17 protein-coding genes are annotated in these 20,401 nt (G+C 62.3%); 15 read left to right on the forward strand and 2 right to left on the reverse strand.

The features are described 5' to 3' along the window. Window positions 1-52 precede the first annotated feature (52 nt). Window positions 53-1,945 carry a methyl-accepting chemotaxis protein gene (locus ACLH0I_RS02885; protein ID WP_411386244.1) on the reverse strand — a complete coding sequence of 631 codons (1,893 nt, stop codon included), beginning with the start codon at window positions 1,943-1,945 and terminating at the stop codon, window positions 53-55. 284 nt (window positions 1,946-2,229) lie between these two features. On the opposite strand from ACLH0I_RS02885, the gene ACLH0I_RS02890 reads away from it, so the two are divergent. Together ACLH0I_RS02890 and ACLH0I_RS02895 are read left to right on the forward strand one after the other, a co-directional pair. Beyond that, the gene (locus ACLH0I_RS02890; RefSeq protein ID WP_003186715.1) at window positions 2,230-2,484 is read left to right on the forward strand and encodes a hypothetical protein; all 255 of its coding nucleotides are present in this window, start codon (window positions 2,230-2,232) and stop codon (window positions 2,482-2,484) included. Window positions 2,485-2,515: 31 nt separating this feature from the next. After that, a complete protein-coding gene (locus tag ACLH0I_RS02895) occupies window positions 2,516-3,085 on the forward strand; it encodes a lipocalin family protein (protein ID WP_250961905.1) in 570 nt (189 codons plus the stop codon). A 119-nt stretch (window positions 3,086-3,204) separates the two neighbouring features. Here the strand turns inward: ACLH0I_RS02895 and ACLH0I_RS02900 are convergent, their stop codons facing one another. After that, complete coding sequence (locus ACLH0I_RS02900) at window positions 3,205-4,569, reverse strand: formimidoylglutamate deiminase (protein ID WP_411386245.1); 1,365 nt, start codon at window positions 4,567-4,569, stop codon at window positions 3,205-3,207. Window positions 4,570-4,712: 143 nt separating this feature from the next. Here ACLH0I_RS02900 and hutC point away from each other — a divergent pair, with 143 nt between their 5' ends. The 13 genes from hutC (at window position 4,713) to ACLH0I_RS02965 (ending at window position 20,396) form a co-directional block, all read left to right on the forward strand. Further along, a complete protein-coding gene (gene hutC, locus ACLH0I_RS02905; protein ID WP_014336125.1) occupies window positions 4,713-5,423 on the forward strand; it encodes a histidine utilization repressor in 711 nt (236 codons plus the stop codon). Further along, entirely contained in the window at window positions 5,420-5,989 is a 570-nt protein-coding gene (locus tag ACLH0I_RS02910; RefSeq protein WP_411386246.1) for a HutD family protein, read from the forward strand. The genes hutC and ACLH0I_RS02910 overlap by 4 nt, the downstream gene beginning before the upstream one ends. A 467-nt stretch (window positions 5,990-6,456) precedes the next feature. Next, the gene (gene hutU, locus ACLH0I_RS02915) at window positions 6,457-8,145 is read left to right on the forward strand and encodes a urocanate hydratase (protein ID WP_411386247.1); all 1,689 of its coding nucleotides are present in this window, start codon (window positions 6,457-6,459) and stop codon (window positions 8,143-8,145) included. A 137-nt stretch (window positions 8,146-8,282) separates the two neighbouring features. Beyond that, the gene (locus tag ACLH0I_RS02920) at window positions 8,283-9,749 is read left to right on the forward strand and encodes a purine-cytosine permease family protein (protein ID WP_250961909.1); all 1,467 of its coding nucleotides are present in this window, start codon (window positions 8,283-8,285) and stop codon (window positions 9,747-9,749) included. Between the two features lie 70 nt (window positions 9,750-9,819). Then, a complete protein-coding gene (locus ACLH0I_RS02925; protein ID WP_186706118.1) occupies window positions 9,820-10,788 on the forward strand; it encodes an ABC transporter substrate-binding protein in 969 nt (322 codons plus the stop codon). A gap of 71 nt (window positions 10,789-10,859) precedes the next feature. Beyond that, window positions 10,860-11,711, forward strand: a complete 852-nt coding sequence (locus tag ACLH0I_RS02930) for an ABC transporter permease (protein ID WP_181290757.1) — start codon at window positions 10,860-10,862, stop codon at window positions 11,709-11,711. Next, on the forward strand, window positions 11,708-12,538 hold the full coding sequence (locus ACLH0I_RS02935) for a glycine betaine/L-proline ABC transporter ATP-binding protein (RefSeq protein WP_050586211.1): 831 nt from the start codon (window positions 11,708-11,710) through the stop codon (window positions 12,536-12,538). Before ACLH0I_RS02930 ends, ACLH0I_RS02935 begins: the two co-directional genes overlap by 4 nt. A gap of 172 nt (window positions 12,539-12,710) precedes the next feature. After that, window positions 12,711-14,234 carry a histidine ammonia-lyase gene (hutH, locus tag ACLH0I_RS02940; RefSeq protein ID WP_411386248.1) on the forward strand — a complete coding sequence of 508 codons (1,524 nt, stop codon included), beginning with the start codon at window positions 12,711-12,713 and terminating at the stop codon, window positions 14,232-14,234. Between the two features lie 131 nt (window positions 14,235-14,365). Next, on the forward strand, window positions 14,366-15,898 hold the full coding sequence (gene hutH / locus ACLH0I_RS02945) for a histidine ammonia-lyase (protein WP_411386249.1): 1,533 nt from the start codon (window positions 14,366-14,368) through the stop codon (window positions 15,896-15,898). Window positions 15,899-16,027: 129 nt separating this feature from the next. Continuing rightward, window positions 16,028-17,230, forward strand: coding sequence for an imidazolonepropionase (gene hutI / locus ACLH0I_RS02950; protein ID WP_411386250.1), 1,203 nt, complete (start codon window positions 16,028-16,030; stop codon window positions 17,228-17,230). Window positions 17,231-17,241: 11 nt separating this feature from the next. Next, window positions 17,242-18,045 (forward strand): N-formylglutamate deformylase, encoded by an 804-nt coding sequence (gene hutG / locus ACLH0I_RS02955; protein WP_411386251.1) that lies wholly within the window; start codon window positions 17,242-17,244, stop codon window positions 18,043-18,045. A 292-nt stretch (window positions 18,046-18,337) separates the two neighbouring features. Beyond that, window positions 18,338-19,285, forward strand: coding sequence for a choline ABC transporter substrate-binding protein (locus ACLH0I_RS02960; protein WP_411386252.1), 948 nt, complete (start codon window positions 18,338-18,340; stop codon window positions 19,283-19,285). Between the two features lie 199 nt (window positions 19,286-19,484). Beyond that, complete coding sequence (locus ACLH0I_RS02965; RefSeq protein ID WP_411386253.1) at window positions 19,485-20,396, forward strand: alpha/beta hydrolase; 912 nt, start codon at window positions 19,485-19,487, stop codon at window positions 20,394-20,396. Window positions 20,397-20,401 lie beyond the last annotated feature (5 nt).

Below are 20,401 nucleotides of genomic sequence, written 5' to 3' on the forward strand. Positions count from 1 at the left end.
AGTGCGGTCAACTGTGGGAGCGAGCTTGCTCGCGATGGGGCCTTCGATAGCACTAGATCCGGAAACTGCCCACCAACTGCTTCAACCGCGCCGCCTGCTGCTCGAGGTCGGCACAGGCCCGCAAGGTGGCTTGCAGGTTTTCCACGCCTTCCTGGTTAAGCGTATTGATCTCGGTGATGTCGACGTTGATCGATTCCACCACGGCGGTCTGTTCTTCGGTGGCGGTCGCCACGGATTGATTCATGCCGTCGATTTCACCGATGCGTTGGGTCACGCTGCCCAGCCGTTCGCCGGCCTGGTTGGCGATGCTGACGCTGCCTTCGCTCTGGCGCTGGCTGTCGGTCATGGTCAGTACCGCTTCCCGTGCGCCGACTTGCAGCTCTTCGATCATCTTCTGCACTTGCTGCGCCGAGTCCTGGGTGCGGTGGGCCAGGTTGCGCACTTCATCGGCCACCACCGCGAAGCCGCGCCCGGCCTCACCGGCCCGGGCCGCTTCGATGGCGGCGTTGAGGGCGAGCAGGTTGGTTTGCTGGGAGATGCTGGTGATCACCTCGAGGATCTGGCCGATGTTCACCGTGTTGCTGTTCAGGGTTTCGATGTTGCCGCACGAATCGCTGATCTTGGCTGACAACTGCTGCATGGCCGCGATGGTTTTATCCACTACTTGCTGGCCATCTTCGGCCAGGCTGCGGGCCTCGCTGGAATGTTGCGAGGCGAGGGCGGCATTCTGGGCGATTTCCTGGGCGGCGGCGCCGAGCTGGTTGATGGCCGCGGCCACGCTGCTGGTTCGCGACGCCTGCTGGTCGGAGTTGAACATCGACGAGTTGGAGGCACTGACCACGCGCAGGGCGACTTCGTTGACCTGACCGGTGGCCGAGGCCACTTCGCGGATCGAGGTGTGAATGCGCTCGACAAAACGGTTGAACGACGTGCCCAGGGCGCCGAATTCGTCCTGGCCGTGGATCACCAGGCGCCGAGTCAGGTCGCCTTCGCCTTCGGCGATGTCATGCATGGCGCGGCCCATGGTCAGCAGCGGTTGCATCAACACGCGGATCAACATGCCCAGCAAGGCGATGATGAACACCACGGCGATGACCATGGCGATCAGTGCCGAAGTGCGGAACTCACTGAGCATCGCCAGGGCGGTGTCCTTGTCGAGCACCAGCGCCACGTACCAATCGGTGCCCGGCACACCATTGACCCGGGTGAAGGAGATGAATTGGGACTTGCCGTCGAGGTCGACTTCCTTCACACCCGGGCTGATTTGCGGCGCGCCGTTGGGGTAGGCCTCGGCCAGGGTCTTGAGCACGCGCTTGCTGTCGGGGTGGATCAGGATCTTGCCGTCGGCGCTGACGATGAACGCGTGGCCGTGGCCGCCGAAGTTCAGCGAGTTGATGATGGCGCTGACGCTGGACAGGTCGATGTCCGCACCGGCCACGCCGATCATCTGGTTCTGGCGTTGTACCGGAGTGGCGACGGTGATCACCAGCTTGCCCGACGAGGCGGCGATGTAGGGTTCAGTGACGATGGTTTGCTGTGCGCTGTTGGCAGCCTTGTACCAGCCACGGGCGCGAGGGTCGTAGTCGGCGGCGCGATTGCCGGCCGGTACCGAGAACATCAGGCCGTCGGTGCCGCCGAAATAGCTGAGCTGGAAATTGCCGGTATAGGCCGGCAGGCCCACGGCGCGCTTGAGGCTGTCGGCACTGCTGCCGTCCACGGCGATCTGTTGGGCCAGCGATTGCAGCAATTGGATACGGCCGTCGACCCATGTCTGGATGTTACGGCTGGTCAGGCTGCCGAGTTCCTGCATGGAAGTCTCGGTGCTGGCGTGCAGGCTTTGGCGTTGACGGTAGTCGTTGAACAGGATGAAACAGGCGAATGCAACGGCCACCACGAGGGCGGCAGCCAGCAGGATTTTATGGCTGAATTTCATGTTTCTGGTCATTAAGAACACTACCGCGGAGGGACGGGTCAGGACGGGCTGTCAATTTGCCATAACGCAGGATTTTGCGCTGTGACTTTTTATCGGCGTAGAAGCCCGGCTCATCAGGCGTCCAGGGTCCAATCCCGACGAAAGGTACGACGGCGTCACAAACCGAGTGACTCACCGATGAAACACCTCTGCACGGCCAATAAATACTGGCGGCGCGAGGGAACCAGATAGGGGTTTTCTCTTCTAAGGATCAGGTTGGCACCCTGCCACCTCCCTTCCGTTCCAGGAGTTACACCATGTCGCTGCGTTCTATCGCTCTGCTGTTTATGTGCGTCGTGCTGACCGCATGCAGCAAGGTCAACCAGGAAAACTATTCGAAGCTGTCGGCTGGCATGCCCAAGGCCGAAGTCGAAACGTTGCTGGGGAAACCGACCGATTGCTCAGGCGCCCTCGGCATGTCCAGCTGCACCTGGGGCGACCAGAAAAGCTTTATCAGCGTGCAGTACGCCGGTGACAAAGTGTTGATGTTTTCCGGCCAAGGCCTGAAGTAAACCGAGGCCAGTGGCCTGCGGGAGAAAAATAATGATGCGGTTAGTGTTTGTGCTTTTGGCTGGCCTGGTATTGGCTGGCTGTGCCACTTCTGGCGAAGATCCGTTGGCACCCAAGACGGTCAACAGCGTCAATCTCAAGCGTTACCAGGGGACCTGGTATGAGTTGGCCCGCCTGCCCATGTATTTCCAGCGCAACTGCGCGCAATCGGAAGCTCACTACACCCTCAAGCCAGACGGCAACGTGGGCGTGCTCAATCGCTGCCTGACCTCGGACTGGCAGTGGGAAGAAGCCAGGGGCACCGCGACGCCGCAGGTGCCGGGCAAGACCGACAAGCTCTGGGTCGAATTCGATAACTGGTTTTCCCGGATCGTGCCGGGCGTGGCGAAAGGGCAATACTGGGTGCTCTACGTCAGCGATGATTACAAGACCGCCATCGTCGGCGACCCGAGCCGTCGCTACATGTGGCTGCTGTCCCGCACACCGACCGTCAACAGCGTCGTGCGCGAAGAACTGCTGAGCAAGGCGCGCCAGCAGGGCTACGACACGACACGCCTGGTCTGGCGCGCGTCGGACCGGCAGATGGCCAAGACTTCGGACTGACAGTCACCCGAAAACCAATGTGGGAGCGAGCTTGCTCGCGATAGCGGACTTGAAGGTAAAGGTCTCATCGCGAGCAAGCTCGCTCCCACATTTGGTATCTGTCACATCGATTCTTGGGGTCAGCCCAGCAGTTCGCGCAATACCTGGGTAAACGCCCGGGCGCTTTCCGCTTCGCCGGCATGACGCCCCTCACGCACCACCCACTGTCCGCCGACCATCACATCGCGCACCTGGCGATCGCCGCCGGCGAACAGCCAGCGATTGAGGATCCCGTCGCCCTGGGCCGTGGCCAGGTATGGGTCGTTGCCATCGAGCACCAGCCAGTCGGCGCGCTTGCCGATTTCGAGAGCGCCGATCGGCTGCCCCAGGGCCTGGGCGCCGCCTTCCAATGCCGCGTCAAACAAGGTGCGGCCAACCATCGGCTGATCCGCCCGATACAAGCGGTTGCGCCGTTGATCCCGCAGGCGCTGGCCATATTCCAGCCAGCGCAATTCTTCGACCACGCTCAATGACACATGGCTGTCGGAGCCAATACCGAGGCGTCCGCCCTGGGCGAGGAAATCCACGGCCGGGAAAATCCCGTCCCCCAAATTGGCTTCGGTGGTCAGGCACAGGCCGGCAATCGCCCGGCTCTTGGCCATGAGGCTGACTTCCTGGGCGTTGGCGTGGGTGGCGTGGACCAGGCACCAGCGCTGATCGACCTCGGTGTTGTCATACAGCCATTGCAGCGGACGCGCGCCGCTCCAGCCCAGGCAGTCGTCGACTTCCTTTTGCTGCTCGGCAATATGGATGTGCACCGGGCAATCATGGTCGCTGGCGGCCAGCACGTCCTGGATCTGCCCGGGCGTCACGGCGCGCAGCGAGTGGAAGCACAGGCCCAGCGCCTGGGACGCTTGCCCGGCCAGGATCGGCTGCAAGCGCGACTGAAGTTTCAAGTAGTTTTCGGTGCTGTTGATGAACCGGCGCTGCCCGTCGTTGGGTGCCTGGCCGCCAAAGCCGGAATGGCTGTAGAGCACCGGCAGCAGCGTCAGGCCAATGCCGGCGGCGCTGGCGGCGTGGCTGATACGCAGGGCCAGCTCCGCCGGGTCGGCGTAGGGCGCGCCGTCGGTGTCATGGTGGACATAGTGGAATTCAGCGACCGAAGTATAGCCGGCCTTGAGCATTTCGATGTACAGCTGGCGGGCGATGATGCCGAGTTGGTCGGGGCTGATTTTTCCGACGAGGCGGTACATCAAGTCGCGCCAGGTCCAGAAACTGTCGTTGGGATTGCCCGCCACTTCCGCCAGCCCGGCCATCGCCCGTTGGAAGGCGTGGGAGTGCAGGTTCGGCATGCCCGGCAACAGCGGACCGCCCAGCCGTTCGGCGCCATCTGCGTGGGAGCCGGCCTGGATATGGGTCAGGACGCCTGCGGCATCCACCTCAAGACGTACATCATAGGCCCATCCACTAGGCAGCAGCGCGCGTTCGGCAAAGAAGGCGGACATGGTTCAACCTCATCGTGCGTAATTTGTATATACATATACAGACGTTTGCCTGGCCGGTAAACTCCGGCAAGCTAGCAACCTTATTCGCAGAACAGGGAACCGCCGTGCCGACTCCGCCTGCCAAACCGCCGCTGGCCGCAAACATGGGTGACAGTCCGGCGCCCTTGTACGCCCGCGTTAAACAAATGATTACCCAGCAGATCGACAGTGGAAACTGGCCGCCGCATTACCGTGTGCCATCGGAAAGCGAGCTGGTCAGCCAGCTGGGTTTCAGCCGCATGACCATCAACCGTGCCCTGCGGGAAATGACCGCCGACGGCCTGTTGGTGCGCATGCAGGGTGTCGGCACCTTCGTGGCCGAGCCCAAGAGCCAGTCCGCGTTGTTCGAAGTGCATAACATCGCGGATGAAATCGCCTCCCGTGGTCATCGTCACAGCTGCAAGGTCATCACCCTGGAAGAAGAGGCGGCCGGTTCCGAGCGGGCCCTGGCCTTGGACATGCGTGAAGGCCAGAAGGTATTCCATTCACTGATCGTGCATTTCGAGAACGACATCCCCGTGCAAATCGAGGACCGTTTCGTCAACGCACTGGTGGCACCTGAATACCTCAAGCAGGACTTTACCGTGCAAACCCCCTACGCCTACCTGAACCAGGTTGCGCCGCTGACCGAAGGCGAGCACGTAGTGGAGGCGATCCTAGCCGAGCCGAGCGAATGCAAGCTGTTGCAGATCGAAAGGGGCGAGCCGTGCCTGTTGATCCGTCGCCGCACCTGGTCCGGGCGCCAACCGGTCACCGCCGCTCGCCTGATCCATCCGGGCTCACGTCACAGTCTGGAAGGGCGTTTTCATAAATGAGCCAATTGAAAGTGTTACGTGCCGCGGATTACCCGCGCATGCCTTGGAAGAACGGTGGCGGCAGTACCGAGGAAATCACTCGCGATGCCGGCACCGGCCTGGAAGGTTTCGGCTGGAGACTGTCGATTGCCGATATCGGTGAGTCGGGTGGTTTTTCCACCTTCGCCGGTTACGAGCGGATCATCAGTGTCTTGCAGGGAGATGGCATGACGTTGAATGTCGATGGTCAGGCTACGCGGGCGCTTTATCCGCTGGACGCTTTTGCGTTCAGCGGCGAGAGCCATGTGCATTGCACGCTGCTGGGCGGACCGATTCGTGACTTCAACCTGATCTACGCACCGCAGCGTTACCGCGCGCGATTGCAATGGTTGGGCGGCCAGCAGCGGTTTTTCAGCGAGGCGGCAACGGTGTTGGTGTTCAGTGCCGCGCCGACGCTGAGGATCAAGATGGATGAGGCTGTCGAGGCGCTGGGGCTTTATGACTGCCTGCAACTGAGCGGCAACACCGGGCTGCTGGAAATCACCACCCACGGCCAATGCTGCGTGATCGAGCTGACGGCCCACTAAAGAAATCCTGCGACAGAGCTTTTGTGGCGAGGGAGCTTGCTCCCGCTGGGCCGGGCTGGCGCTCCAGCGCGCAGCGGCCCTGTTTTTTGGGGTCTGCTTCGCAGCCCAGCGGGAGCAAGCTCCCTCGCCACAAAAAGCGTGTTTATTGTTCCTTCCGCACGCACCAACTTGTTACTGAATGCCCCAGCGTGGCGCAATATCACGCTTTTGTGTCCCCCCGATTCCTCCCTTTGAAACCCCCCGTCAAAAATTTCATGCCGCTCAGCAGCCCTTGAATCACAAGGCTTTCAGCAATTCCCCAACCGTTTCTGAACACTACCTCTAACAAGTTGGCCGCTTGATTGCATATGCTTGTACATACAAGTAAAGACGTATGCGTATGAGTCACCGATATTCAACGCAACGTTCGTAGAAATCGCTGCCCACTGCCCGGGCTGGTCTGGATTGATCGCTGAGGAGTTTTTGCTGTGACCGACGCTACCCGCAAACCCGAAAAATACCGTGACGTTGAAATCCGCGCCCCTCGCGGTAACACGCTGACCGCCAAGAGCTGGCTGACCGAAGCGCCGCTGCGCATGCTGATGAACAACCTCGACCCGGAAGTGGCCGAGAACCCCAAGGAGCTGGTGGTCTACGGTGGCATCGGCCGCGCGGCACGCAACTGGGAGTGCTACGACAAGATCGTCGAAAGCCTCACCCACCTGAATGACGACGAAACCCTGCTGGTGCAATCCGGCAAGCCGGTGGGCGTGTTCAAGACCCACAGCAACGCCCCTCGCGTACTGATCGCCAACTCCAACCTGGTGCCGCACTGGGCCAGTTGGGAACATTTCAACGAACTCGACGCCAAGGGCCTGGCCATGTACGGCCAGATGACCGCCGGCAGCTGGATCTACATCGGCAGCCAGGGCATCGTGCAAGGCACCTATGAAACCTTCGTCGAGGCTGGTCGCCAGCATTACGATTCCAACCTCAAGGGCCGTTGGGTGCTGACCGCCGGCCTGGGCGGCATGGGCGGCGCACAGCCGCTGGCCGCGACCTTGGCCGGTGCATGCTCGCTGAACATCGAGTGCCAGCAGGTGAGCATCGATTTCCGCCTGAAAACCCGCTACGTCGACGAGCAGGCCAAAGACCTCGACGACGCCCTGGCGCGCATCGAGAAATACACCGCCGAAGGCAAGGCGATTTCCATTGCACTGTGTGGGAACGCGGCGGAAATCCTGCCGGAAATGGTCCGTCGTGGTGTGCGTCCGGACATGGTCACCGACCAGACCAGCGCCCACGATCCCCTCAACGGCTATCTGCCGGCCGGCTGGACCTGGGACGAATACCGTGCCCGCGCCAAGACCGAGCCCGCCGCCGTGGTGAAGGCCGCCAAGCAATCGATGGCCGTCCACGTCAGAGCCATGCTGGCCTTCCAGAAAATGGGCGTGCCGACCTTCGATTACGGCAACAACATCCGCCAGATGGCCCAGGAAGAGGGCGTCGAAAATGCCTTCGACTTCCCGGGTTTCGTCCCGGCCTACATCCGTCCGCTGTTTTGCCGCGGCATCGGCCCGTTCCGCTGGGCGGCGCTGTCGGGTGACCCGCAGGACATCTACAAGACCGACGCCAAGGTCAAGGAACTGATCCCCGACGACGCTCACCTGCATAACTGGTTGGACATGGCTCGCGAGCGCATCAGTTTCCAGGGCTTGCCGGCACGGATCTGCTGGGTTGGCCTGGGCCAGCGCGCCAAGTTGGGCCTGGCGTTCAACGAGATGGTGCGCAGCGGTGAGCTGTCGGCGCCGATCGTCATCGGCCGTGACCACCTCGACTCCGGTTCCGTGGCCAGCCCGAACCGTGAAACAGAATCCATGCAGGACGGCTCCGACGCCGTTTCCGACTGGCCGCTGCTCAATGCCTTGCTCAACACCGCCAGTGGCGCGACTTGGGTATCGCTGCACCACGGTGGCGGCGTCGGCATGGGCTTCTCCCAGCACTCGGGCATGGTGATCGTCTGCGATGGTACCGATGAAGCGGCCGAGCGGATTGCCCGCGTGCTGCACAACGATCCGGCGACCGGCGTGATGCGCCATGCCGATGCCGGTTACCAGATCGCCATTGATTGCGCGAAGGAGCAGGGGCTGAACCTGCCGATGATTACCGGCAAGTAATCCCGGATCCCTCTTGCTCGCGATGAGGCCGGCACATTCAGCTCATGTGTTGGCTGATAGACCGCCATCGCGAGCAAGCTCGCTCCCACAGGGACGCGGCGCAAACCAATTCCAGAACAATCCACAGAGGTTGAACCATGGCTGTCACCAGCACACGCGTAAGCAGCAAGCCGTTGATCGAGAAACGTTCGATCGACTACATCCCGGAAGCGGAGCGACACGGTCGGCTGTTGAGCCAGTTCACCCTCTGGATGGGGGCCAACCTGCAAATCACTGCAATCGTCACCGGTGCATTGGCGGTGGTGCTGGGCGGTGATGTGTTCTGGTCGTTGATCGGTTTGCTGATCGGCCAAGTGCTCGGCGGTGGCGTCATGGCCTTGCATGCCGCCCAAGGGCCAAAGCTTGGCCTGCCGCAGATGATCTCCAGTCGTGTGCAGTTTGGTGTGTATGGCGCGGCCATCCCGATCGTGCTGGTGTGCCTGATGTACCTGGGTTTCACCGCGACGGGGACCGTGCTTTCCGGCCAGGCGCTGGGCCAGTTGTTTGGTGTCAGCGACAGTGTCGGCATCCTCATTTTCGCCAGTGTCATTGTGCTGGTCACGGTGCTCGGGTATCGGGTGATTCACTTCATTGGCCGTGTCGCCAGCGTGATTGGTGTGATTGCCTTTGTTTACCTGTTTGCTCGCCTGATCAGCCAGACCGACGTGGGCGCACTCCTGCAAATCCGCCATTTCAGCTGGAGCAGTTTCCTGCTGGCGGTGTCGCTCGCGGCCTCCTGGCAGATCGCCTTCGGCCCCTACGTGGCGGACTATTCGCGTTACCTGCCGAGCAAGACCTCTTCGGTGAAAACCTTTTTTGCCGCAGGTGCCGGTTCAGTCATCGGCGCACAGGTGGCGATGATCCTCGGCGTGTTTGCCGCCGCCTCGGCCAACGGGCAGTTCGCCGGTCACGAAGTGGCCTACATCGTTGGCCTGGGCGGTACCGGTGCCACGGCTGCGTTGCTGTACTTCAGCATCGCGTTCGGCAAGGTCACCATCTCCACGCTGAACTCCTACGGTAGCTTCATGTGCATCGCGACCATCATCAGCGGGTTCCGGGGACACCTGAACGTAACGCGTGTGCAGCGTCTGGTGTTCGTGCTGTTCATTGTCGGCGCGGCGACCTTGATCGCGCTGCTCGGCCAGCACTCGTTCCTCGGTGCGTTCAAGTCTTTCATCTTGTTCTTGCTGGCGTTCTTCACGCCGTGGAGCGCGATCAACCTGGTGGACTACTACTGCATCACGCGCGAGCGCTATGACGTGCCGGCATTGAACGATCCGAAGGGTCGCTACGGTCGCTGGAATGCCCTCGGCATCAGCGTCTACGTCTTTGGTGTACTGGTTCAGTTGCCGTTCATTGCCACCAAGTTCTATACCGGTCCGTTGGTGAAAGCCATGGGCGGTGTGGACATCTCCTGGATCATCGGCCTGGTGGTCCCGGCGGCGCTGTATTACGTCGTCGCCAGGAAGTGGCACAGCGCAGTACCCGATCAATTGATCCTGCCGGTCGAGCAGGACGCGGTTGACGCACAACCGAGCAGGGCGGGCCGCATCCAAGCGGTCTGATGGGACGTTGACAGGGCTGGATGCCTCTTGACTGCCGTAAGCCAATCCAACTGATTAGGAGCGTCACATAATGAAGTCGAACAAGACCCTGCTGACCACATTGCTTTCCATGGGACTGCTGGCCAGCGCCGGCGCCACGCAAGCGGCCGGTTGGTGCGAGTCGGGTAAACCGGTGAAATTCGCCGGCCTGAACTGGGAAAGCGGCATGCTGCTGACCGACGTCCTGCAAGTGGTGCTGGAAAAAGGCTACGACTGCAAGACCGACAGCCTGCCCGGCAACTCCATCACCATGGAAAACGCCCTGAGCAGCAACGACATCCAGGTATTTGCCGAAGAGTGGGTCGGCCGCAGTGAAGTCTGGAACAAGGCCGAGAAGGCCGGCAAGGTGGTCGGCGTCGGGGCCCCGGTGGTGGGCGCCATCGAAGGCTGGTACGTGCCGCGCTACGTGATCGAAGGCGATGCCAAGCGCAAGCTCGAAGCCAAGGCCCCGGGCCTGAAGAACATCGCCGACCTGGGCCAGTACGCCGCCGTGTTCAAGGATCAGGAAGAGCCATCCAAGGGCCGCTTCTACAACTGCCCGGCCGGCTGGACCTGCGAGCTGGACAACAGCGAAATGCTGAAGAGCTACGGCCTGGAAAAAACCTACACCAACTTCCGTCCAGGCACCGGCCCGGCCCTGGATGCGGCGGTGCTGTCGAGCTACAAGCGTGGCGAGCCGATCCTGTTCTACTACTGGTCGCCAACGCCGCTGATGGGCCAGGTGGACTTGGTCAAACTCGAAGAAAAACCCGGCGTGGATAAAAGTGTGAGCATCAAGGTCGGCCTGTCCAAGACCTTCCACGACGAAGCCCCGGAACTGGTGGCGGTGCTGGAAAAGGTCAACCTGCCGATCGATATCCTGAACCAGAACCTCGGGCGCATGGCCAAAGAGCGGATCGAGTCGCCGAAACTGGCGAAGATCTTCCTGAAGGAACATCCTGAAGTCTGGCACGCCTGGGTCAGTGAAGACGCTGCCAAGAAAATCGACGCGGCTCTGTAGGTCGAATATTTCCCGGCCAACCGTGGGGCTGGCCGGGACATTCACCGCATCCACCTGATCGAGAGTCTCTTATGTTTCCCGAAAGCTTTACCTTCTCCATCGCCGACTGGGTCAACGGTTGGGTCGATTCCTTGGTGACCAATTATGGCGATGTGTTCCGGCACATCTCCGACACCCTGCTGTGGGCCATCGTCAACCTCGAAGGCCTGCTGCGCATGGCGCCGTGGTGGTTGATGCTGGCCATCGTCGGCGGCGTTGCCTGGCACGCCACCCGCAAGGTCGTCGCTACGGCGGTGATCGTCGGCCTGTTGTTCCTGGTGGGTGCGGTGGGCCTGTGGGACAAATTGATGCAGACCCTCGCCCTGATGCTGGTGGCGACGCTGATCTCGGTGATGATCGGCATTCCCCTGGGCATTCTCTCGGCGCGCAGCAATCGCCTGCGTTCGGTGTTGATGCCGTTGCTGGACATCATGCAGACCATGCCGAGCTTCGTGTACCTGATTCCGGTGTTGATGTTGTTTGGCCTGGGCAAGGTCCCGGCGATCTTCGCCACGGTGATCTACGCCGCGCCGCCGTTGATTCGCCTGACTGACCTGGGCATCCGCCAGGTGGACGGCGAAGTGATGGAGGCGATCAACGCCTTCGGCGCCAACCGCTGGCAGCAGCTGTTCGGCGTGCAACTGCCCCTGGCCCTGCCGAGCATCATGGCCGGGATCAACCAGACCACCATGATGGCCCTGTCGATGGTCGTCATCGCCTCGATGATCGGCGCCCGTGGCTTGGGTGAAGACGTGTTGGTGGGCATCCAGACCCTCAACGTCGGGCGTGGCCTGGAAGCGGGCCTGGCCATTGTGATTCTCGCCGTGGTCATCGACCGCATTACCCAGGCCTATGGTCGTCCTCGGCATGAGGTGAGCAAATGAGCAACGCAGCCATCAGCAAGATCGAAGTCAAAAACGTCTTCAAGATTTTCGGCAACCGCTCCAAGGAAGCCCTGGAGCTGATCCGCCAGAACAAGACCAAGGACCAGGTGCTGGCCGAAACCGGCTGCGTGGTCGGCGTGAACGACCTGTCGCTGAGCATCGGCACCGGTGAGATCTTCGTGATCATGGGCCTGTCCGGCTCCGGCAAATCCACGTTGGTGCGCCATTTCAACCGGCTGATCGATCCCACTAGCGGCGCGATCCTGGTGGACGGCGAAGACATCCTGCAACTGGACATGGACGCCTTGCGCGAATTTCGCCGGCACAAAATCAGCATGGTGTTCCAGAGCTTCGGCCTGCTGCCCCACAAGAGCGTGCTGGACAACGTCGCCTACGGCTTGAAAGTGCGCGGCGAGAGCAAGCAGGTGTGCGCCGAGCGGGCGCTGCACTGGATCAACACCGTGGGCCTGAAAGGCTATGAGAACAAATACCCGCACCAGCTCTCCGGTGGCATGCGCCAGCGCGTCGGTTTGGCCCGGGCCTTGGCGGCGGACACGGACATCATCCTGATGGACGAAGCCTTCAGCGCCCTCGACCCGCTGATCCGCGCGGAAATGCAGGACCAGTTGCTGGAACTGCAAAAGACCCTGCACAAGACCATCGTCTTCATCACCCACGACCTCGACGAGGCCGTGCGCATCGGCAATCGCATTGCGATTCTCAAGGACGGCAAGCTGATCCAGGTCGGCACGCCGCGGGAGATCCTGCACTCGCCGGCGGATGAGTATGTCGATCGGTTTGTGCAGCGCAGGGCTGCGGTGGTTTGAGGTTGTGGTGGCTGGCGCGCTTTTGTGGCGAGGGAGCTTGCTCCCGCTCGGGCGCGTAGCGGCCGCTTCTTTTGGGCCTGCTGCGCAGTCCAGCGGGAGCAAGCTCCCTCGCCACAAAGGCTGTGCTTTTAGCCAGATGTGATGCTGAAATAATTTTTTCATGAGGTTGAAGATGTCCCAGGCTGAAAAAATCATCATCACCGGCGCTCCGTTGCGCTGGCAGGACGTGGTCGCCGTCGCTCGCTTCGGCGCGGTGCTAGAGCTGTCGACCCAGACCTGGGCACGGATCGACAATGCCCAGGCCATCGTCCAGCGCATCGTCGAAAGCGGCGAACGCGCCTATGGCGTCAACACCGGCCTGGGCGCCTTGTGCAATGTCTCGCTCAAGGACGAACAACTCAGCCAACTGTCGCGCAATACCCTGCTCAGCCATGCCTGTGGCGTCGGCCCGGCGCTCTGCGACGAGCAGACCCGGGCGATTCTCTGCGCGGCCATCCACAACTACAGCCAGGGCAAGTCCGGCATCCATCGGCGCGTGGTCGAGGCGCTGCTGGCCCTGCTCAATCGCGGCATCACCCCGCAAGTGCCGTCCCAGGGTTCGGTGGGTTACCTGACCCACATGGCCCACATCGGCATTGCATTGCTGGGCGTTGGCCAGGTCAGCTATCGCGGGCAAATCGTCCCGGCGCAACAGGCCCTGGCCGCCGAGAATTTGCAACCGGTGCAACTGGGGGCCAAGGACGGTTTGTGCCTGGTCAACGGCACGCCATGCATGACCGGCCTCAGTTGCCTGGCCCTGGCCGATGCCACGCGACTGGTGCAATGGGCCGACGTGATCGGCGCCATGAGTTTCGAGGCCCAGCGCGGCCAGATCGCCGCGTTCGACGCCGACGTCATGGCGTTGAAGCCGCATCCGGGCATGCGGCAGGTCGGCGTCAATCTGCGGGCATTGCTCGACGGCAGCGAAGTCATCGTCGGTAGCCTGGGCATTCGCACCCAGGACGCCTTGAGTATCCGTTCGATTCCCCAGGTGCACGGCGCGGCCCGCGACCAATTGGCCCATGCCCAGCAACAGATCGAAACCGAACTCAACTCGGTGACCGATAACCCGCTGCTGCTGGGGACACCGGAGAACTTCCGGGTCATGTCCCAGGCCAATCCCCACGGCCAATCGGTGGCGTTGGCGGCAGACCTGCTGGCGATTGCCATGGCAGAGATCGGCTCCATCGCCGAGCGCCGCCTCGACCGGCTGATCAACCCGCACGTCAGCGGCCTGCCAGCCTTCCTGGTGGCCAACCCCGGCGTGAACTCGGGGATGATGATCGTGCAATACGTCGCCGCATCGCTGTGCGCGGAAAACAAGCAATTGGCGCAACCGGCGGTGCTGGACAATTTCGTCACCTCCGGGTTGCAGGAAGACCATTTGAGTATGGGCACCAACGCCGCCCTGAAGCTGCACCGGGCGCTGGAAAATTGCACGCAGATCCTCGCCATCGAATACCTGCTGGCGGCCCAGGCCTTTGAATTTCTCAAGACGCAGCGCTTCGGCGCCGGGACGGACATCGCCTGGAAGTTGCTGCGCGAGCGTGTTCCGGCCTACGACCAGGATCGTTGGCTGGCGCCGGACATCGCCAGCGCCGCCGGGCTGCTAAAAGATCCGAACGTGCTGCACAACGTACTACCCCATTTGAACTGATCAAAAATAGCGCCAGCGTGCCAAGGCACCTATAGCCCACAAGGCATCGCCCAAAAAGCGAAGGTGACGGATAACGGAACATTCCGGAGCGACTGGCGGGTGAAAAACAAAACTCTCAAAAGGAGCAATACATGACTGCCTTAAACCTGATTCCCGGCCAATTGAGCCTGGCTCAATTGCGTGACATCTATCAGCATCCGGTGACCCTGAGCCTGGACGCCAGCGCGTCGGCGCAGATCGAGGCCAGTGTTGCGTGCGTGGAACAGATCCTCGCCGAGAACCGTACCGCCTACGGCATCAACACCGGCTTCGGCCTGTTGGCCTCGACCCGTATCGCCAGCGAAGACCTGGAGAACCTGCAGCGCTCCCTGGTGCTGTCCCATGCCGCTGGCGTGGGCGAGCCGATCAGCGATGCGCTGGTGCGGTTGGTCATGGTGCTCAAGGTCAACAGCCTGAGCCGGGGTTTTTCCGGCATCCGTCGGCAGGTGATCGATGCGCTGATTGCGCTGATCAATGCCGAGGTCTACCCGCACATCCCGCTCAAGGGGTCGGTCGGTGCGTCCGGTGACCTGGCGCCACTGGCCCATATGTCCCTGGTGCTGCTGGGCGAAGGCAAGGCCCGCTACAAGGGCGAATGGCTGCCGGCCGTCGACGCCCTGAAAATGGCCGGCCTCGCGCCGCTGACCCTGGCCGCCAAGGAAGGCCTGGCGCTGCTCAACGGCACCCAGGTCTCCACCGCGTTTGCCCTGCGCGGCCTGTTCGAAGGCGAAGACCTGTTCGCCGGTGCCCTGGCCCTGGGCAGCCTCACGGTGGAAGCGGTGCTCGGTTCGCGTTCGCCATTCGATGCACGTATCCATGCGGCTCGCGGCCAGAAAGGCCAGATCGATGCCGCCGCGGCCTACCGCGACCTGCTGGGCGAGCGCAGCGAAGTCTCCGATTCGCACCAGAACTGCGACAAGGTCCAGGACCCGTACTCCCTGCGCTGCCAGCCGCAAGTGATGGGTGCCTGCCTGACCCAGTTCCGCCAGGCTGCCGAAGTGCTGGTGATCGAGGCCAACGCGGTGTCGGACAACCCGCTGGTGTTCGCTGCCGAGGGCGACGTGATTTCCGGTGGCAACTTCCACGCTGAACCGGTGGCGATGGCCGCTGACAACATGGCCCTGGCGATTGCCGAAATCGGCTCCCTGAGTGAGCGGCGCATTTCGCTGATGATGGACAAGCACATGTCGCAACTGCCGCCGTTCCTGGTGGCCAATGGCGGGGTGAACTCCGGCTTCATGATCGCCCAAGTGACTGCGGCCGCCCTGGCCAGTGAAAACAAGGCGCTGTCCCATCCCCATTCGGTGGACAGCCTGCCGACCTCGGCCAACCAGGAAGACCACGTCTCCATGGCCCCGGCCGCTGGCAAGCGCCTGTGGGAGATGGCCGAGAACACCCGTGGGATTTTGGCGGTGGAATGGCTTGCGGCATGCCAGGGCCTGGACCTGCGCGGCGGCTTGAAGACTTCCGCCAAACTGGAACAGGCCCGGGGCCTGTTGCGTGCAGAAGTGCCGTTCTATGAGAAGGACCGGTTCTTTGCGCCGGACATCAATGCAGCGAGTGAATTGCTGGCGAGTCGGTGCCTGAACGAATTGGTTACGGCGCAGCTGTTGCCGAGCCTGTAAGGGCCCCTTCGCGAGCAAGCTCGCTCCCACAGGGGATCGGTGTCGAGCCCTTCATTTGGGGTACACCCCTGATCCCTGTGGGAGCGAGCCTGCTCGCGATTCGATTTTGAATGAGACGAGGAAACCGGGATGAAAACCCTCTGGCAAAACTGCCACGCCGCCACCATGGCCCAAGGCGTCTACTCGATCATCGAAGACGCCGCCATCGTCACCCAGGACGAGCACATTCAATGGATCGGCCCGTGCGCCGAGTTGCCAGCAGGCGATTACCCGGCGGTCAACGACCTCAAGGGCGCCTGGGTCACGCCGGGGCTGATCGACTGCCACACCCACACGGTGTTTGGCGGCAACCGCAGCGGTGAGTTCGAACAGCGCCTGCAAGGTGTCAGCTACGCCGAAATCGCCGCGGCCGGCGGTGGCATCGCCAGTACCGTGCGCGCCACCCGCGCCGCCAGTGAAGACGAGCTGTTCGCCAGCGCGGCCAAACGCCTGAAAAGCCTGATGCATGACGGCGTGACCACGGTGGAAATCAAGTCCGGCTATGGCTTGGACCTGGCCAGCGAACGCAAGATCTTGCGGGTCATTCGCCGCCTCGCTGCCGAACTTCCGGTCAGCGTACGCAGCACCTGCCTGGCGGCCCACGCCTTGCCGCCGGAATACAAGGACCGCGCTGATGATTACATCGAGCACATCTGCACCGAGATGCTGCCGGCCCTGGCGGCAGAGGGGCTGGTGGATGCGGTGGACGCCTTTTGCGAATACCTGGCCTTTTCCCCGGCGCAGGTCGAGCGGGTGTTCATCACCGCGCAGCAATTGGGCCTGCCGGTGAAGCTGCACGCCGAACAGTTGTCATCGCTGCAGGGTTCCAGCCTTGCGGCACGCTACCAGGCGCTGTCGGCCGATCACCTGGAGTTCATGACCGAAGACGATGCCATGGCCATGGCCGCGTCCGGCACCGTGGCGGTGTTGCTGCCGGGGGCGTTTTATTTCCTGCGCGAAACCCAGCTGCCGCCCATGGATGCCCTGCGCAAGCACGGCGTGAAAATCGCCGTGGCCAGCGACCTCAACCCCGGCACTTCGCCGGCGTTGTCGTTGCGCTTGATGTTGAACATGGCCTGCACCTGTTTCCGCATGACCCCGGAAGAAGCCTTGGCGGGGGCGACGATTCATGCGGCCCAAGCCTTGGGCATGGCGCAGACCCACGGTTCGCTGGAAGCCGGCAAGGTCGCGGATTTTGTCGCCTGGCACATCGACCGCCCCGCTGACCTGGCGTACTGGCTCGGTGGCGATCTGGAAAAACGCGTCGTGCGTCACGGCGTGGAAATCGATTGAGGAGAACGGTTGTGGAGAAGGTCCTGAATTTCAAGCAAGGGCGCGTGCCGCTGTTGATCAGCATGCCCCACGCCGGCCTGCGCCTGACCCCGGCGGTACAGGCCGGGTTGATCCCCGAGGCCCAGAGCCTGCCGGACACCGACTGGCACATTCCCAAGCTCTATGAGTTCGCCAATGAGTTGGGCGCCAGCACCCTGGCCGCGGAATACTCGCGGTTCGTCGTCGACCTGAATCGCCCCGCCGATGACAAACCGATGTACGTCGGCGCCACCACCGGTCTTTACCCGGCGACGCTGTTCGATGGCGTGCCGTTGTTTCGCGAAGGACTGGAACCTTCGGCCGAGGAGCGGGCGACGTATCTGCGACAAGTCTGGATGCCGTACCACCAGGCGCTGCAGCAGGAGCTGGCGCGGCTCAAGGCCGAGTTCGGCTATGCCTTGCTGTTCGATGCCCACTCGATCCGTTCGGTGATCCCGCACTTGTTCGACGGCAAGCTGCCGGACTTCAACCTGGGCACGTTCAACGGCGCCAGCTGCGACCCGACCCTGGCCAGCCAGCTCGAAGCCATCTGCGCTCGCCATGGCCAGTTCACCCATGTGCTCAACGGGCGTTTCAAGGGCGGGCACATCACCCGGTATTACGGCAACCCGGCCGAGGACATCCACGCGGTGCAACTGGAGCTGTGCCAAAGCACCTACATGGAAGAGTTCGAACCGTTCAACTATCGCTCCGATCTGGCGGCGCCGACCCAGGTGGTGCTCAGGGAGTTGTTGGAAGGCTTCCTGGCGTGGGGGCAAAAGGCCTACAAACATTAATCTGTGACCAAGCAGTCTTTGTGAAGGACTTCTTGTGAACATGGGGTTCTGTGGCGAGGAAGCTTGCTCCCGCTGGGTGGCGAAGCCGCCCTCGCTTTTTTGGTTGCTACGCAACCGAGCGGGAGCAAGCTCCCTCGCCACAAAAGCATTTCAAGCCGCTCTCCCTGTCGCCACCGTGCAAAACCAAGTCGCCACAGTTCACCTTTACCTCCTCGACGCTGCGTAATGTTCCAGGCACGGTGCACCTAGACACCGACCTACAACAATCCACTGCCGCACGAGACCCCTCGCGATGAAAAGACTGTCCAAGCGCTGTCTGTCGTTCCTCTGCGGTACCGTTCTACTAAGCTCCGGCGCGATGGCCGCCGAGCCTGCATCCTGCCAGACCGTACGCATGGGCGTGGTCAACTGGACCGACGTGATCGCTACCAGCGGCATGGCCGACGTGTTGCTCACCGGGCTGGGCTACGAAAGCAAGCAGACCAGCGCCGTGCAGCAGATCATCTTCGCCGGCATCCGCGACAAGCGGCTCGATATCTTCCTGGGTTATTGGAAACCGGCAATGGACAAGAACATCGCCCCGTTCCTGGCGGCCAACCAGGTGAAGGTCCTGGATAAACCCAGCCTGGCCGATGCCCAGGCCACCTTGGCCGTCCCGGACTACGTGGCTGCGGCGGGGCTCAAGACCTTTGCCGACATCGCCCGGTTCAAGGATCAGCTTGGTGGCAAGATCTATGGGATTGAGCCAGGCAGTGGCGCCAACACCACCATCAAGACCATGATCGAAACCAATCACTTTGGCCTCAAGGATTTCAAGCTGATCGAATCCGGTGAGGCGGGGATGCTGGCGGCGGTGCAGCGGGCGGTGAATCGCAAGGAATTCGTGGTGTTCGTCGGCTGGACCCCGCACCCGATGAACATCAACATGAACATCGCCTACCTGACGGGCAGCGAAGACGTCTATGGTCCGAACGAAGGCGCCGCGACCGTGTCCACGGTGACCGCGCCGGACTACGCCCAGCGTTGCCCCAACGTTCAGCGGCTGCTGGAAAATCTCACGTTCACCGCCGCCCAGGAAAGCCAGATGATGGTGCCGATCATGGAGCGCAAGACACCCCAGGACGTCGCCCGGCAATGGCTGCGCGAGCATCCCGAGGATCTGCAGCGCTGGCTCGCTGGCGTGACCAGCTTCGATGGCAAGGATGGCGTAGCGGCGGTGCAGGCCAGCCTCAAGCACTGACACAACCTTATGGACACTGATACCCCTGTGGCGAGGGAGCTTGCTCCCGCTGGGTTGCGAAGCAGCCCTAGAAAAAAAGCGGGCGCTGCGCACCCGAGCGGGAGCAAGCTCCCTCGCCACAGAAGCCACAGAAGCCACAGAAGCCACAAAAGCTAAAAACGGCTGAGCCACATCCTCTTTCGACGCATGGCAACCCGAGATGGCCTACCCACTTTCCCAGGCAATGTCCGCCTTCATCGACAAAACCCTGAGCTTCACCGCCCCGGACGACAGCCTCGACGGTTCGCGCCAGGCTTACAGCCAGATGTGCCGGGCGTTTACCCCGTCGCGTCCGCCAACGCTCGTGGTGGAGGATTTGCCGTTGGCCGGCGTGCCTATCCGGGCCTATCACCCGCGCATTGCGCCGCCGCTCGCCGGCTGGCCGTGCATTCTCTACCTGCACGGTGGCGGTTGGGTGGTGGGGGACCTGGATTCTCATGACTTCATCTGCATGGAACTGGCGGCTGAGCTTGGCGCGTTGGTAGTGGCGGTGGATTACCGGCTGGCCCCCGAGCATCCGTTTCCGGCCGCGTTCGAAGATTGCCTCGCGGTGTGGCACCACTTGGCGGACACCCCGTTTGCCATCGACCCGCGTCGCCGGGCGGTGGCCGGTGACAGTGCCGGCGGCAACCTCGCCGCTGCGTTGTGCTTGGCCTTGCGCGATGCCGGGCAGCCGTTGCCCCGGGTCCAGGTGTTGATCTACCCGGCGCTTGGTGGCCCGGCGGATTTGCCCTCACGCCAAGCGTGCGAAGATGCCCCGCTCTTGAGTGGCCGCGACCTGGAGCGCTATGAGGCGCTGTACCTGTGTGGCGCCCAACCCACGCCTTATGCCATGCCGCTATTCGCCGACGACCTGAGCGGCGTGCCGCCGGCGCTGGTTGCGGTCGCGCAATGGGACCCGCTGCGCGACGATGGTGTCCGTTACAGCGAGCGGCTGAAAGCCGCAGGGGTGGACTCCGTGCTGTATATCGGCGAAGGGCTGGTCCACGGTTGCCTGCGTGGCCGGGGCCAGGTGCCAGAGGTCGATCAGTTGTATCGCACGCTGCTGGCGTTCCTGGCTGACATGCTTTGACTGCG

It is taken from the genome of Pseudomonas sp. MPB03 (genome assembly GCF_046605385.1).
GTDB classification, from domain to species: Bacteria; Pseudomonadota; Gammaproteobacteria; order Pseudomonadales; family Pseudomonadaceae; genus Aquipseudomonas; species Aquipseudomonas zanjanensis.

Bases quoted from the DNA above. Each gene is read 5' to 3' on its own strand.
- ACLH0I_RS02885 (WP_411386244.1), bottom strand. From the start codon at position 1,945: ATGACCAGAAACATGAAATTCAGCCATAAAATCCTGCTGGCTGCCGCC.
- ACLH0I_RS02890 (WP_003186715.1), top strand. From the start codon at position 2,230: ATGTCGCTGCGTTCTATCGCTCTGCTGTTTATGTGCGTCGTGCTGACC.
- ACLH0I_RS02895 (WP_250961905.1), top strand. From the start codon at position 2,516: ATGATGCGGTTAGTGTTTGTGCTTTTGGCTGGCCTGGTATTGGCTGGC.
- ACLH0I_RS02900 (WP_411386245.1), bottom strand. From the start codon at position 4,569: ATGTCCGCCTTCTTTGCCGAACGCGCGCTGCTGCCTAGTGGATGGGCC.
- hutC (WP_014336125.1), top strand. From the start codon at position 4,713: ATGGGTGACAGTCCGGCGCCCTTGTACGCCCGCGTTAAACAAATGATT.
- ACLH0I_RS02910 (WP_411386246.1), top strand. From the start codon at position 5,420: ATGAGCCAATTGAAAGTGTTACGTGCCGCGGATTACCCGCGCATGCCT.
- ACLH0I_RS02920 (WP_250961909.1), top strand. From the start codon at position 8,283: ATGGCTGTCACCAGCACACGCGTAAGCAGCAAGCCGTTGATCGAGAAA.
- ACLH0I_RS02925 (WP_186706118.1), top strand. From the start codon at position 9,820: ATGAAGTCGAACAAGACCCTGCTGACCACATTGCTTTCCATGGGACTG.
- ACLH0I_RS02930 (WP_181290757.1), top strand. From the start codon at position 10,860: ATGTTTCCCGAAAGCTTTACCTTCTCCATCGCCGACTGGGTCAACGGT.
- ACLH0I_RS02935 (WP_050586211.1), top strand. From the start codon at position 11,708: ATGAGCAACGCAGCCATCAGCAAGATCGAAGTCAAAAACGTCTTCAAG.
- hutH (WP_411386248.1), top strand. From the start codon at position 12,711: ATGTCCCAGGCTGAAAAAATCATCATCACCGGCGCTCCGTTGCGCTGG.
- hutH (WP_411386249.1), top strand. From the start codon at position 14,366: ATGACTGCCTTAAACCTGATTCCCGGCCAATTGAGCCTGGCTCAATTG.
- hutI (WP_411386250.1), top strand. From the start codon at position 16,028: ATGAAAACCCTCTGGCAAAACTGCCACGCCGCCACCATGGCCCAAGGC.
- ACLH0I_RS02960 (WP_411386252.1), top strand. From the start codon at position 18,338: ATGAAAAGACTGTCCAAGCGCTGTCTGTCGTTCCTCTGCGGTACCGTT.
- ACLH0I_RS02965 (WP_411386253.1), top strand. From the start codon at position 19,485: ATGGCCTACCCACTTTCCCAGGCAATGTCCGCCTTCATCGACAAAACC.